This window comes from Mesorhizobium sp. M0174 (assembly GCF_040322275.1).
GTDB lineage: Bacteria > Pseudomonadota > Alphaproteobacteria > Rhizobiales > Rhizobiaceae > Mesorhizobium.
The window spans coordinates 1-14,664 of the sequence record NZ_JAMYTB010000043.1 but is presented as its reverse complement, the minus strand read 5'-3'; the positions used below and the strand labels follow the sequence as shown (position 1 = coordinate 14,664).

General features: G+C 62.0%; 9 protein-coding genes. 7 read left to right on the top strand and 2 right to left on the bottom strand.

The features are described from left to right. The first annotated feature begins 376 nt into the window (after positions 1-376). The 3 genes from rpoB to NKJ13_RS30890 all read left to right on the top strand — a co-directional run bounded on the left by rpoB (position 377) and on the right by NKJ13_RS30890 (position 9,600). Positions 377-4,513, top strand: coding sequence for a DNA-directed RNA polymerase subunit beta (gene rpoB / locus NKJ13_RS30900; RefSeq protein WP_352509951.1), 4,137 nt, complete (start codon positions 377-379; stop codon positions 4,511-4,513). Positions 4,514-4,651: 138 nt separating this feature from the next. Continuing rightward, on the top strand, positions 4,652-8,848 hold the full coding sequence (gene rpoC / locus NKJ13_RS30895; protein WP_352779426.1) for a DNA-directed RNA polymerase subunit beta': 4,197 nt from the start codon (positions 4,652-4,654) through the stop codon (positions 8,846-8,848). Between the two features lie 86 nt (positions 8,849-8,934). Then, entirely contained in the window at positions 8,935-9,600 is a 666-nt protein-coding gene (locus NKJ13_RS30890; protein WP_352741015.1) for an O-methyltransferase, read from the top strand. 48 nt (positions 9,601-9,648) lie between these two features. Here NKJ13_RS30890 and NKJ13_RS30885 read toward each other — a convergent pair whose 3' ends face one another. Both NKJ13_RS30885 and NKJ13_RS30880 read right to left on the bottom strand, forming a co-directional pair. Then, positions 9,649-10,578, bottom strand: a complete 930-nt coding sequence (locus NKJ13_RS30885) for a Gfo/Idh/MocA family protein (RefSeq protein ID WP_352741016.1) — start codon at positions 10,576-10,578, stop codon at positions 9,649-9,651. A 123-nt stretch (positions 10,579-10,701) separates the two neighbouring features. Then, entirely contained in the window at positions 10,702-10,983 is a 282-nt protein-coding gene (locus NKJ13_RS30880; protein WP_254817147.1) for a transcriptional regulator, read from the bottom strand. Positions 10,984-11,445: 462 nt separating this feature from the next. Here NKJ13_RS30880 and rpsL point away from each other — a divergent pair, with 462 nt between their 5' ends. The 4 genes from rpsL to NKJ13_RS30860 form a co-directional block, all read left to right on the top strand. Continuing rightward, complete coding sequence (gene rpsL / locus NKJ13_RS30875; RefSeq protein ID WP_006333356.1) at positions 11,446-11,817, top strand: 30S ribosomal protein S12; 372 nt, start codon at positions 11,446-11,448, stop codon at positions 11,815-11,817. A gap of 85 nt (positions 11,818-11,902) precedes the next feature. After that, positions 11,903-12,373 (top strand): 30S ribosomal protein S7, encoded by a 471-nt coding sequence (gene rpsG / locus NKJ13_RS30870; protein WP_008875664.1) that lies wholly within the window; start codon positions 11,903-11,905, stop codon positions 12,371-12,373. Positions 12,374-12,403: 30 nt separating this feature from the next. Next, entirely contained in the window at positions 12,404-14,494 is a 2,091-nt protein-coding gene (gene fusA / locus NKJ13_RS30865) for an elongation factor G (protein WP_254817148.1), read from the top strand. A gap of 67 nt (positions 14,495-14,561) precedes the next feature. Beyond that, positions 14,562-14,664, top strand: a 103-nt coding sequence (locus tag NKJ13_RS30860; RefSeq protein WP_245464554.1) for a GTP-binding protein, incomplete at its 3' end; no start/stop codon positions are given.

Sequence of the window (14,664 nt, the reverse complement as noted above, 5' to 3'; positions counted from 1 at the left end):
ATAATGTAGGGGGGGGTGGGGTGGTTTTTTTCTTAATTAGAAATTTTGCAGGCCCCTGTTCTATCCTGCCGGCTCCTTGGTTTAATTTAACTCCGGTTTCTTTCCCGGCGCCGGCCGGGGCCCGGCCCGCCACTCCCATCACGTCTAGGGGAGGCTCATAGCGCGAAGAGTGCGAAAACCTCTTTCCTGAGGGCCGCAAACCGGCCTTCAGGAAACGGGTTTTCTCCCGTTTCTGGCCCACCGCCAATTGGTGGTGGGTGAAAAGACAAGAAGCCGCCGACAGGCGGCGGGCAACAAGACAGGGCCGCCAAGGTGGCCCGAGATGCAAGGCGAGCCGCGGCGAGGCTCGTCCCGAGAATTGAGCTAAGGAGCGACGATGGCCCAGACCCAGACTTTCAATGGCCGCAGACGCGTACGCAAGTTTTTCGGAAAGATCCCGGAAGTTGCGGAGATGCCGAACCTGATCGAGGTTCAGAAGGCATCCTATGACCAGTTCCTGATGGTGGAGGAGCCCAAGGGCGGGCGTCCTGACGAGGGGCTGCAGGCAGTTTTCAAGTCGGTCTTCCCGATTTCCGATTTTTCCGGCTCCTCGATGCTGGAATTCGTGAAGTACGAGTTCGAGGGACCGAAATTCGACGTTGACGAATGCCGTCAGCGCGACCTGACCTACGCGGCGCCGCTCAAGGTGACGCTGCGCCTCATCGTGTTCGATATCGACGAGGATACCGGCGCGAAGTCGATCAAGGACATCAAGGAGCAGGACGTTTACATGGGCGACATGCCGCTCATGACCTTGAACGGCACCTTCATCGTCAACGGCACCGAGCGCGTCATCGTCTCGCAGATGCACCGTTCGCCGGGCGTCTTCTTCGACCATGACAAGGGCAAGTCGCACTCGTCCGGCAAGCTTCTGTTTGCCGCGCGCGTTATTCCCTATCGCGGCTCATGGCTCGACATCGAGTTCGATAGCAAGGACGTCGTGCACGCCCGTATCGACCGCCGCCGCAAGATTCCGGTCACGTCGCTGCTGATGGCGCTCGGCATGGACGGCGAAGAGATCCTGTCGACCTTCTACAACAAGATCACCTACAAGCGCGCCGGCGACCATTGGCGTATCCCGTTCAACGTCGAGCGTTTCCGCGGCCTCAAGGCCGTTGGTGACCTGGTTGACGCCGACACCGGCGAGGTCGTCGTCGAGGCCGGCAAGAAGATCACTGCCCGCCAGGCCAGGGCGCTTGGCGAAAAGGGTCTCAAGGCGATCAAGGCGACCGACGAGGATCTGCTCGGCAACTATCTCGCCGAGGATATCGTCAACTATGCGACCGGTGAGATATTCCTCGAAGCCGGCGACGAGATCGACGAAAAGACGCTGAAAGTGCTGCTCGGCACCGGCGAGGACGAGATCAAGGTTCTCGACATCGACCATGTCAACGTCGGCGCCTATATCCGCAACACGCTCAACGTCGACAAGAACGAGAGCCGCCAGGACGCACTGTTCGACATCTATCGTGTCATGCGCCCGGGCGAGCCGCCGACGCTCGAGACCGCCGAAGCCATGTTCAACTCGCTGTTCTTCGACAGCGAGCGCTACGACTTGTCGGCCGTCGGCCGCGTCAAGATGAACATGCGCCTCGAGCTCAAGGCCGAGGACACCGTGCGCGTGCTGCGCAAAGAGGACATCCTGGCCGTGGTCAAGACGCTGGTCGAACTGCGCGACGGCAAGGGCGAGATCGACGACATCGACAATCTCGGCAATCGCCGCGTGCGCTCGGTCGGCGAGCTGATGGAGAACCAGTACCGCGTCGGGCTGCTGCGCATGGAGCGCGCGATCAAGGAACGCATGTCCTCGATCGAGATCGACACGGTGATGCCGCAGGACCTGATCAACGCCAAGCCGGCGGCTGCCGCCGTGCGCGAGTTCTTCGGTTCCTCGCAGCTGTCGCAGTTCATGGATCAGACCAACCCGCTGTCGGAGATCACCCACAAGCGCCGTCTTTCGGCGCTTGGACCGGGCGGTCTGACCCGCGAGCGTGCCGGTTTCGAAGTGCGCGACGTGCATCCGACGCATTACGGTCGCATCTGCCCGATCGAGACGCCGGAAGGCCCGAATATCGGCCTGATCAACTCGCTGGCGACCTTCGCGCGGGTCAACAAATACGGCTTCATCGAGAGCCCGTACCGCAAGATCGTCAATGGCAAGCTGACCAATGAGGTCGTTTACCTGTCGGCTATGGAAGAGGCCAAGCACCACGTCGCGCAGGCCAATGCCGAGCTCGACAAGAATGGTCATTTCGTCGACGAATTCGTCATTTGCCGCAACGCCGGCGAAGTGATGATGGCGCCGCGCGAAAACGTCGATCTGATGGACGTATCGCCGAAGCAGATGGTGTCGGTGGCCGCGGCCCTGATCCCGTTCCTCGAGAACGACGACGCCAACCGTGCGCTGATGGGCTCGAATATGCAGCGTCAGGCCGTGCCGCTGGTGCGCGCCGAAGCGCCGTTCGTCGGCACTGGCATGGAGCCGATCGTCGCCCGTGACTCGGGCGCCGCCATCGGCGCCCGCCGCGGCGGCATCGTCGACCAGGTGGACGCGACGCGTATCGTCATCCGCGCCACGGAAGATCTCGATCCCGGCAAGTCCGGCGTCGATATCTACCGGCTGATGAAGTTCCAGCGTTCGAACCAGAACACCTGCATCAACCAGCGTCCGCTGGTGCGCATGGGCGACCGGGTCAACAAGGGCGACATCATTGCCGACGGCCCGTCGACCGAGCTCGGCGATCTGGCCCTCGGCCGGAACGTGCTGGTCGCGTTCATGCCGTGGAACGGCTACAACTACGAGGATTCCATCCTTCTGTCCGAGCGCATCGTCGCCGACGACGTCTTCACCTCGATCCACATCGAGGAGTTCGAAGTCATGGCCCGCGACACCAAGCTCGGGCCGGAGGAGATCACGCGCGATATCCCGAACGTCTCGGAAGAAGCGCTGAAGAACCTCGATGAGGCCGGCATCGTCTACATCGGTGCGGAAGTGCAGCCGGGCGACATCCTGGTCGGCAAGATCACGCCGAAGGGCGAAAGCCCGATGACGCCGGAAGAAAAGCTGCTGCGCGCCATCTTCGGTGAAAAGGCCTCGGACGTGCGCGACACCTCGATGCGCATGCCTCCGGGAACCTTCGGGACCGTCGTCGAAGTGCGTGTCTTCAACCGCCACGGCGTCGAGAAGGACGAGCGCGCCATGGCGATCGAGCGCGAGGAGATCGAACGCCTCGCCAAGGACCGCGACGACGAGCAGGCGATCCTCGACCGCAACGTCTATTCGCGCCTTTCCGACGTTCTTGTCGGCAAGGAAGCGATTGCCGGGCCGAAGGGCTTCAAGAAGGGCTCGAAGCTGTCGAAGGACACGCTGGACGAGTATCCGCGTTCGCAGTGGTGGCAGTTTGCCGTGGAGAACGAAAAGCTCCAGAGCGAGCTGGAAGCCCTGCGTGGCCAGTACGACGATTCCAAGAAGGCGCTCGAGCAGCGCTTCATGGACAAGGTCGAGAAGGTGCAGCGCGGCGACGAAATGCCTCCGGGCGTCATGAAGATGGTCAAGGTCTTCGTGGCCGTGAAGCGCAAGATGCAGCCCGGCGACAAGATGGCCGGCCGGCACGGCAACAAGGGTGTCGTGTCGCGGATCGTTCCGGTCGAGGACATGCCTTTCCTCGAGGACGGCACGCATGCCGATATCGTGCTCAACCCGCTGGGTGTGCCGTCGCGCATGAATGTCGGCCAGATCCTGGAAACGCATCTGGGCTGGGCTTGCGCCGGAATGGGCAAGAAGATTGGCGATCTGATCGACGCGTACAAGACTGCGGGCGACATCAAGCCGCTGCGCAAGACGCTCGAGAGCTTCATGCCGGCCAACGACCGCAACGAGCCGATCCGCGAATATGACGACGAGAGCATCATTCGCCTCAGCGAGCAGATGCGCCGCGGCGTCTCCATCGCGACACCGGTGTTCGACGGCGCGCACGAGGCCGACATTAACATCATGCTGGAGCAGGCGGGCCTGCACACCAGCGGTCAGTCGCAGCTCTATGACGGACGCACCGGCGAGCCGTTCGATCGCAAAGTGACGATGGGCTATATATATATGCTCAAGCTTCACCACCTTGTGGACGACAAGATCCACGCGCGTTCGATCGGGCCGTACTCGCTCGTTACCCAGCAGCCGCTGGGCGGCAAGGCGCAGTTCGGTGGCCAGCGCTTCGGCGAGATGGAGGTCTGGGCGCTCGAAGCATACGGCGCCGCCTACACGCTGCAGGAGATGCTGACGGTGAAGTCGGACGACGTCGCCGGCCGCACCAAGGTCTACGAGGCGATCGTCAGAGGCGACGACACCTTCGAAGCCGGCATCCCCGAGAGCTTCAACGTTCTCGTCAAGGAAATGCGGTCTCTCGGCCTCAATGTCGAGCTGGAGAACACCAAACTCGACGACAACCCGATCCGGCTGCCCGACGCGGCCGAATAAGCAAGACGCTCGGTCGCGGGAGAGGGCTCTCGCGACCGGGGCGCACCCAAATTCTTCGGCCGATGGCCGATCAAGTCGGCGGGCGTTTGGCCCGCGCTAGATGCAAGGGGTTTCGAGGACCCCGAAAAGGAGAACGGCATGAACCAAGAGGTCATGAATCTCTTCAATCCCCAGGCGCCCGCGCAGGTGTTCGATTCCATCAGGATCTCGCTTGCCAGCCCTGAGAAGATTCTGTCCTGGTCGTTCGGCGAGATCAAGAAGCCGGAGACCATCAACTACCGCACCTTCAAGCCGGAGCGTGACGGTCTGTTCTGCGCGCGCATTTTTGGTCCGATCAAGGACTATGAGTGCCTGTGCGGCAAGTACAAGCGCATGAAGTACAAGGGCGTCATCTGCGAGAAGTGCGGCGTCGAAGTCACGCTGTCGCGCGTCCGCCGCGAGCGCATGGGCCATATCGAACTGGCGGCACCGGTCGCCCATATCTGGTTCCTGAAGTCGCTGCCGTCGCGCATCGGCACGCTGCTCGACATGACGCTGAAGGACATTGAGCGGGTCCTCTACTTCGAGAACTACATCGTCACCGAACCCGGCCTCACCGCGCTGAAGGAGCACCAGCTGCTCAGCGAGGAAGAGTACATGATGGCCGTCGACGAGTATGGCGAGGACTCGTTCACCGCCATGATCGGCGCCGAGGCGATCCACGACCTTCTGGCCGGCATGGACCTCGAGAAGATCGCCGGCGATCTGCGTTCGGAACTGGCTTCGACCACCTCCGAGCTCAAGCAGAAGAAGTACCTGAAGCGGCTCAAGGTCGTCGAGAACTTCATGGAATCCGGCAACCGTCCGGAATGGATGATCATGAAGGTGGTTCCGGTGATTCCGCCGGACCTGCGTCCGCTTGTCCCGCTGGACGGCGGCCGTTTCGCCACGTCCGACCTGAACGACCTTTATCGCCGCGTCATCAACCGCAACAACCGCTTGAAGCGGCTGATCGAGCTGCGCGCGCCCGGCATCATCGTGCGCAATGAAAAGCGCATGCTGCAGGAAGCCGTCGATGCACTGTTCGACAACGGCCGTCGCGGCCGCGTCATCACCGGCGCCAACAAGCGTCCGCTGAAGTCGCTGTCCGACATGCTGAAGGGCAAGCAGGGCCGGTTCCGCCAGAACCTGCTCGGCAAGCGCGTCGACTATTCCGGCCGCTCGGTCATCGTCACCGGTCCGGAGCTCAAGCTGCACCAGTGCGGCCTGCCGAAGAAGATGGCGCTCGAACTTTTCAAGCCCTTCATCTACGCCCGTCTCGACGCCAAGGGTTACTCCTCGACCGTCAAGCAAGCGAAGAAGTTGGTCGAGAAGGAGCGTCCGGAGGTCTGGGATATCCTCGACGAGGTCATCCGCGAGCATCCGGTGCTGTTGAACCGCGCGCCGACGCTGCACCGCCTCGGCATCCAGGCGTTCGAGCCGATCCTGATCGAAGGCAAGGCGATCCAGCTTCACCCGCTGGTCTGCACGGCCTTCAACGCCGACTTCGACGGCGACCAGATGGCGGTCCACGTGCCGCTGTCGCTGGAAGCGCAGCTCGAAGCCCGCGTGCTGATGATGTCGACCAACAACATCCTGCACCCGGCTTCCGGTGCGCCGATCATCGTGCCGTCGCAGGACATGGTTCTCGGTCTCTACTATCTCTCGATCGTCAACCAGAATGAGCCGGGCGAGGGCATGGTGTTTGCCGACATGGGCGAGCTCCAGCACGCGCTCGAGACCAAGGCGGTGACGCTGCATGCCAAGATCAAGGGGCGCTTCCGTACGGTCGACGCCGACGGCAAGGTCGTGTCGAAGATCTACGACACTACGCCTGGCCGCATGATCATCGGCGAACTTCTGCCGAAGAACCACAATGTGCCGTACGAGACCGCCAATCAGGAGATGACCAAGAAGAACATCTCCAAGATGATCGACACCGTCTACCGCCATTGCGGTCAGAAGGAGACGGTCATTTTCTGCGATCGCATCATGGCTCTCGGCTTCAGCCACGCCTGCCGTGCCGGCATTTCGTTCGGCAAGGACGACATGCTGATCCCGGACGCCAAGATCAAGCTGGTCTCCGACACCGAGGCTTTGGCCAAGGAGTACGAGCAGCAGTACAATGACGGCCTGATCACCCAGGGCGAGAAGTACAACAAGGTCGTCGACGCCTGGGCCAAGTGCTCGGAAAAGGTCGCCGACGAAATGATGGCCCGCATCAAGGCGGTCGAGTTCGAGGACAACGGCCGTCAGAAGCCGATGAACTCGATCTATATGATGTCGCACTCCGGTGCGCGCGGCTCGCCCACTCAGATGCGCCAGCTCGCCGGCATGCGCGGCCTGATGGCCAAGCCTAGCGGTGAAATCATCGAGACGCCGATCATCTCGAACTTCAAGGAAGGCCTCACCGTGCTCGAGTACTTCAACTCGACCCACGGCGCCCGCAAGGGTCTGGCCGACACCGCCTTGAAGACGGCGAACTCGGGTTACCTGACGCGTCGTCTCGTCGACGTGGCGCAGGACTGCATCGTCAATTCGCTCGACTGCGGCACCGACAAGGGCCTCACCATGCAGCCGATCGTCGATGCCGGTCAGGTCGTCGCTTCGGTTGGTCAGCGCGTTCTCGGCCGCACCTCGCTCGACGACATCACCCACCCGGTCACCGGCGAGGTTCTGGTCAAGGCCGGAACACTGATGGACGAGCGTGACGTGGAACTGATCGAAAAGGCTGGCGTGCAGTCGGTCCGCATCCGTTCGGCGCTGACCTGCGAGGTCAGGGTCGGCATCTGCGCGGTCTGCTACGGACGCGATCTGGCCCGCGGCACTCCCGTCAACCAGGGCGAGGCTGTCGGCGTCATCGCGGCGCAGTCGATCGGCGAGCCGGGCACTCAGCTCACCATGCGTACCTTCCACATGGGCGGCACGGCGCAGGTGGTGGATTCCTCGTTCCTTGAAGCCTCCTATGAGGGCAAGGTCGAGATCCGCAACCGCAACGTGGTGCGCAACTCCGACGGCCAGCTGATGGTCATGGGCCGCAACATGGCGGTGCTGATCCTCGACGAAGCCGGCAAGGAACGCGCCACGCACCGCGTCACCTACGGTTCGCGCATCTTCGTCGACGATGGCGACAAAGTGAAACGCGGCCAGCGTATCGCCGAGTGGGATCCTTATACCCGCCCGATCCTCACCGAAATCGAGGGCAGGGTAGCGTTCGAGGATCTGGTCGATGGCATTTCCGTTCAGGAAACCGCCGACGAATCGACCGGCATCACCAAGCGCGAGGTCATCGACTGGCGTTCGACGCCACGCGGCAACGATCTCAAGCCGGCGATCGTCGTCCAGGATGCCAAGGGCAAGGTCGGCAAGCTGTCGAAGGGCGGTGACGCCCGCTTCCTGCTCTCGGTCGAGGCCATTCTTTCGGTCGAGCCGGGTGCACAGGTTCGCCCCGGCGACGTGCTGGCGCGTATCCCGATGGAAAGTGCCAAGACCAAGGATATCACCGGTGGTCTGCCGCGTGTGGCCGAACTGTTCGAGGCACGCCGTCCGAAGGATCACGCCATCATCGCCGAGATCGATGGCACGATCCGCTTCGGCCGCGACTACAAGAACAAGCGCCGCATCATCATCGAGCCGCATGACTCGACGCTTGAGCCGGTCGAATACCTGATCCCGAAGGGCAAGCCGTTCCATCTCCAGGACGGCGACGTCATCGAGAAGGGCGACTATATCCTCGACGGCAATCCGGCGCCGCATGACATCCTGGCGATCAAGGGCGTGGAGGCGCTTGCCTCCTACCTCGTCAACGAGATCCAGGAGGTCTACCGACTGCAGGGCGTGTCGATCAACGACAAGCACATCGAGGTGATCGTTCGCCAGATGCTGCAGAAGGTCGAGATCACCACGCAGGGCGATTCGACCTACATTCCGGGCGACCACGTCGACGTGATCGAACTGGAAGAGGTCAACGAGCGCCTGGTCGAGGAAGGCAAGAAGCCGGCAGAAGGCCAGCCGGTGTTGCTCGGCATCACCAAGGCCTCGCTGCAGACGCCGTCCTTCATCTCGGCCGCCTCCTTCCAGGAGACGACGAGGGTGCTGACCGAAGCTGCGGTTGCCGGCAAGACCGACATGCTGCAGGGCCTGAAGGAAAACGTCATCGTTGGCCGGCTGATCCCGGCCGGCACCGGCGGCACGATGAGCCAGATCCGGCGCATCGCCACCTCGCGCGACGAGCTGATCATCGACGAGCGCCGCAAGGCGTCCGGCGTCGAGGTCGCCGAGCCGATGCTGACCGACATGGCTTCCGCCGCGCAGTAAGCGCGCAAGAAAGAGAAGATAGAAAAGGGGCCCCAAGTGGCCCCTTTTCGCATTTTGGTTCTCCAATCGGATCGGAGAAGAAAACGATGAACATGAAGACCTGGGCTTCTGTCGACGACTACATTGTCGAGGCTCTTTTCGATGCGGATCCCGCCCTCGATGCCGTTCTGGCGGCCAACCATGACCACGGCCTGCCGGCGATCGATGTTTCGCCGGCACAAGGCAAGCTGCTGTCACTTCTTGCGCGAATGCAGGGAGCCAAGAAGGTACTCGAAATCGGCACGTTGGGCGGCTACTCGACAATCTGGATGGCGCGAGCGTTGCCCGTGGATGGCAAGGTCGTGACGCTCGAGCTTGACCCGCACCACGCCAGTGTCGCGCGGTCGAACTTTGAACGCGCAGGGGTGTCGGACCGGGTAGAACTGCGGGTCGGACCGGCGCTTCAATCGCTTGCGGCGTTAGCCGCCGAGAATGCCGGGCCGTTCGACTTCATCTTCATTGACGCCGACAAGCCGAACAACCCGCACTATCTGTCGTGGGCCATGCGTCTTTCGAGGCCGGGGACCGTCATCGTCTGCGACAACGTCATCCGTGACGGCGCGGTGGTGAATGAAGATGGTCGTGACGCAAATGTCGAAGGGGCACGCGCGGCGTTCTCGTTCATCGGCGGCGACAAGCGTCTGGAAGGCACCGCGATCCAGACTGTTGGCGCCAAGGGCTATGACGGCTTTGCTATAGCGATCGTCAATTGAATTTGCGCGGTGAGTGGCCGGACATGCGATCCGGCCGACGCCCGCTGATCAATCGAAAAAAGCTTGCACCACATTGCGCTTGCCCAGCATGAAGGCGTCGGCGACGTGCTGAAGGGGCGCGAGATCGACGTCGGAGGTACCCGCGCGCACGATCTCGGCAAAGCGCCTGTAAAGCATCGGGTATTCCGCTTCCGGCTCCTCGTGAACGACGCGGCCGTCGACAGCGAGCTTCGAGCCGCCGCCGGAAAGCACCATTTTACCCCGGTCCGTCTTGGCCAGGATGTCCCAGCTCTGCGGGCCGGTCTGAAGCCAGTCGAGTTCCATCGTCACCGGCAATCCATCCGAGGTGCGGAAGGTGACGTGGGCCGCGACCGGGGATGCACGGTTCTCCGGAAAATCGAGCTCTGCCGAACTGATGAACATTGGCGGCAGGATGTGGGTGGCGATCGACAGTGCGTTGATGCCGGGATCGAAGACGCCGAAGCCGCCCGGTGCCCAGATCCATTCCTGATTCGGATGCCAGCGGCGGACATCTTCCTTCCAGATGATGGCGGCCGATCTGATTTTGGTTGAACCGAGGAAAGCGCGAGCGGCCTCGACAGCCGGCGCATAGCGTGAATGCCAACTGGCGAACAGCGAGACGCCGTTCGCTGCCGCCAGCGCCTTCAGGTCCTCGACCTCGCTGACCGTGGCGCCGGGCGGCTTTTCCAGGAAGACATGCTTTTTCGCCACCAGCGCCGTGCGTGCGGCGTCATAACGGAACTGCGGCGGCATGCACAGCGACACCGCCTCGAGCTCCGGCACCGCGTCGAGCATCGCCTCGATCGTCGGGAAATTCGGGATGTCTTCGACTTTACCGTGGCGGCTCGCTGCGGCGACCAGGCGATAATCCTGGTCCTTCGCCAAGGCCGGCAGGTGCTGGTCGCGGACGATCTTTCCCACGCCGACGATGCCGAGCTTGATGGGATTAGAGGACATGGGAGCTCCGCAGGTTGAGTGTGCTTGGTTTTACCAGAGGTCGCTTCTTAGCAGAGAACTTGTGTCGGGCAAGTCGCCGGGCTTTTGTCGCCGGCCGTGAGATCGACCGCGATTCAGATCTCTTCAGATCGGCACATCGAAGGTCACGATCGACACTTCGCCTTCGAGCGCGCCCTGATAGGCGGACAGATGCGGCTCCTCGTCGGGCACGCCGTCCAGGTCACCGATCTGGTCGAGCTCGGCCTCGGCGTAACCTTCCGCGGCAAGTGATTCGAGAGCGCGGCGCACCGCCGAATCGTCGTCCGGGGCGACCAGCATCACATGCACGCCTTCCGGCTTGCCGCCTTTGCGCTTCCACACCCGGCCGGTAATAATGGTGACCGGGCGCTCCTCATTGTCATTCACGGGTTCGTACCTCCGGGCGAGGGGTTTTGGGCTGTTCATGCCGCCTTTTCGCACGAAGCACGGCGTGGAAACAGCCGCAAGCCGGTCACTTTCTGCCTTCCTCTTGAAAAACGGCGCAAGAAAATTACATGCGTTTTTCGCATGGCTGCCAAACCTCGGGTTCAGCGCAATATTTGCCGCTCCGGGGTTGACGGACAGTGGTCACACGAGTAGAAGCCGCCCAGTCAGAACCGATGTGAGGCTCTCGCTTCCGAAGCGACACGCTTTGGAGTTTGCCTCAAACAGGGTTCGTTTTACGAGCGAAAAGACATTTCCGGCGTGCATGAAGCGGCTTCCGCTTCCTCTGCCATTTGTTCGGGCAAGACCGCGAGGCGCGGTTTGTGGCCCGAATTTGCGTATGGAAATGACGCTTTGAGCGGCCCTGACCGGGCAAGACACGGAATTGAGAGACAAGAGGGTTTAATGCCTACCGTCAACCAGCTGATCCGCAAGCCGCGCATTGCGCCGGTGAAGCGCAACAAGGTCCCGGCCATGCAGCAGAACCCGCAGAAGCGGGGCGTCTGCACGCGCGTCTACACCACGACGCCGAAGAAGCCGAACTCGGCGCTGCGCAAGGTGGCCAAGATCCGTCTGACCAATGGTTTTGAAGTGATCGGTTACATCCCCGGCGAAGGCCACAACCTTCAGGAACACTCGGTGGTGATGATCCGCGGCGGCCGCGTTAAGGATCTTCCGGGCGTCCGTTACCACATCATCCGCGGCGTGCTCGACACGCAAGGCGTGAAGAACCGCAAGCAGCGCCGTTCGAAATACGGCGCCAAGCGTCCGAAGTGACCGAAGCGTAGCCAAGGTCGTTCCGGACGGCGTCAAGCGACGATCCGGGATCCAGGCCACCGCGTAGAATTGAGGCAGAGAAAAAATGTCCCGTCGTCACAGTGCAGAAAAGCGTGAGATCAATCCGGACCCGAAGTTCGGCGACCTGATCGTCACCAAGTTCATGAATGCCGTCATGTATGATGGCAAGAAGTCGGTTGCCGAGACCATCGTCTACGGCGCGCTCGACCAGGTTCAGTCCAAGACCAAGCAGGAGCCGGTCACCGTCTTCCATCAGGCGCTCGACAATGTCGCGCCGCATGTGGAAGTGCGTTCGCGCCGCGTCGGCGGCGCCACCTACCAGGTTCCGGTCGACGTGCGCCCCGAGCGCCGGCAGGCATTGGCCATCCGCTGGCTGATCGCTGCCGCCCGCAACCGCAACGAGACCACCATGGTCGACCGCCTCTCCGGCGAGCTGATGGACGCGGCCAACAACCGCGGCACCGCCGTCAAGAAGCGTGAAGACACCCACAAGATGGCAGAAGCCAACCGCGCTTTCGCGCACTACCGCTGGTAAAGCGCGAACGAGACTGAAGAGGCACCTCCCATGGCCCGCGAATATAAAATCGAAGACTACCGCAATTTCGGTATCATGGCGCATATCGACGCCGGCAAGACGACGACCACCGAGCGCGTCCTCTATTACACGGGCAAGTCGCACAAGATCGGCGAAGTCCACGACGGCGCTGCGACCATGGATTGGATGGAGCAGGAGCAGGAGCGCGGCATCACCATCACGTCGGCCGCCACCACGACCTTCTGGAAGGGTCGCGACGGCAAGATGTATCGCTTCAACATCATCGACACCCCCGGCCACGTCGACTTCACCATCGAGGTCGAGCGTTCGCTGCGCGTGCTCGACGGCGCCATCGCGCTGCTCGATGCCAATGCCGGTGTCGAGCCGCAGACGGAGACCGTCTGGCGCCAGGCCGACAAGTATCGCGTGCCGCGCATGATCTTCTGCAACAAGATGGACAAGATCGGCGCCGACTTTTACCGCTCGGTCGAGATGATCGGTTCGCGCCTCGGTGCGCATGCCGTCGTCATGCAGCTGCCGATCGGCGCCGAGACCGAGTTCAAGGGTGTCGTCGACCTCGTCGAGATGAACGCGCTGGTCTGGCGCGACGAGACGCTGGGCGCTGCCTGGGACATCGTCGAGATCCCTGCCGACCTCAAGGCTCGTGCCGAAGAATACCGCGAGAAGATGATTGAGGCCGCCGTCGAAATGGACGAAACGGCGCTCGAGAATTACCTCGAAGGCAAGATGCCGAGCAACGACGAGATCCGTGCGCTCATCCGCAAGGGCACGATCGCGGTGAAGTTCTATCCGATGTTCTGCGGCTCGGCCTTCAAGAATAAGGGCGTGCAGCCGCTGCTCGACGCCGTCGTCGAATATCTGCCGTCGCCGGCCGATGTCCCTGCCATCAAGGGCGTCGACGCCAAGACCGACGCCGAGATCGAGCGTCATGCCGACGACAACGAGCCGCTGTCGATGCTCGCCTTCAAGATCATGAACGACCCGTTCGTCGGTTCGCTCACCTTTGCCCGCATCTATTCGGGCAAGCTCACCAAGGGCATCTCGGTCGACAACACCGTGAAGGGCAAGAAAGAGCGCATCGGCCGCATGTTGCAGATGCATGCGAATTCGCGCGCCGACGTCGAAGAGGCGTTTGCCGGCGACATCGTCGCCCTCGCTGGTCTCAAGGACACCACCACCGGCGACACGCTCAGTGATCCGCTGCATCCGGTCATCCTCGAGCGCATGGAATTCCCCGATCCGGTTATCCAGATCGCCATCGAGCCGAAGACCAAGAACGACCAGGAAAAGATGGGTCTCGCCCTTCACCGCCTGGCCGCCGAGGATCCGTCCTTCCGCGTCAAGACCGACGAGGAAAGCGGCCAGACGATCATCTCCGGCATGGGCGAACTTCACCTCGACATCATCGTCGACCGCATGCGTCGCGAGTTCAAGGTCGAGGCCAATGTCGGCGCACCGCAGGTGGCCTACCGCGAGACGATCACCCGCAAGCACGAGCAGGACTACACGCACAAGAAGCAGACCGGCGGTACCGGCCAGTTCGCCCGCGTCAAGATCCTGTTCGAGCCGAATCCGGAAAGCAGCGAATTCGAGTTCGAAACCAAGATCGTTGGCGGCGCTGTGCCGAAGGAATACATTCCCGGTGTCGAAAAGGGCATCAACAGCGTCATGACCTCGGGCCCGTTCGCCGGCTTCCCGATGATCGGCGTCAAGGCGACGCTGATCGATGGCGCCTACCACGACGTGGACTCGTCGGTTCTGGCCTTCGAAATCGCCGGCCGCGCCTGCTTCCGTGAAGCAGCGCCCAAGCTTGGCGTGCAGTTGCTCGAGCCGATCATGAAGGTCGAGGTGGTGACGCCGGAAGATTACGTCGGCAGCGTTATCGGCGACCTGAACGGCCGTCGTGGCCAGATCCAGGGCCAGGAGGCCCGCGGTGTCGCGGTGGTCATCAACGCGATGGTGCCGCTCGCCAACATGTTCAAATACGTGGACAACCTTCGCTCGATGAGCCAGGGCCGCGCGGCCTACACGATGCAGTTCGACCATTACGAGCCGGTCCCGACCGCGGTCGCGCAGGAAGTCCAGAAGAAATACGCGTAACTCGAAACGAGTTGCACCAGTAACTTAATTCAAGGCCCGCACGGGCTGGCAGGAATGGAGAGATCACATGGCAAAAGGTAAATTCGAGCGCACTAAGCCTCATGTGAACATTGGCACGATTGGTCACGTCGACCATGGCAAGACGTCGCTGACGGCGGCGATCACCAAGT

Bases quoted from the DNA above. Each gene is read 5' to 3' on its own strand.
- rpsL (WP_006333356.1), top strand. From the start codon at position 11,446: ATGCCTACCGTCAACCAGCTGATCCGCAAGCCGCGCATTGCGCCGGTG.
- NKJ13_RS30890 (WP_352741015.1), top strand. From the start codon at position 8,935: ATGAACATGAAGACCTGGGCTTCTGTCGACGACTACATTGTCGAGGCT.
- rpsG (WP_008875664.1), top strand. From the start codon at position 11,903: ATGTCCCGTCGTCACAGTGCAGAAAAGCGTGAGATCAATCCGGACCCG.
- rpoB (WP_352509951.1), top strand. From the start codon at position 377: ATGGCCCAGACCCAGACTTTCAATGGCCGCAGACGCGTACGCAAGTTT.
- fusA (WP_254817148.1), top strand. From the start codon at position 12,404: ATGGCCCGCGAATATAAAATCGAAGACTACCGCAATTTCGGTATCATG.
- NKJ13_RS30885 (WP_352741016.1), bottom strand. From the start codon at position 10,578: ATGTCCTCTAATCCCATCAAGCTCGGCATCGTCGGCGTGGGAAAGATC.
- rpoC (WP_352779426.1), top strand. From the start codon at position 4,652: ATGAACCAAGAGGTCATGAATCTCTTCAATCCCCAGGCGCCCGCGCAG.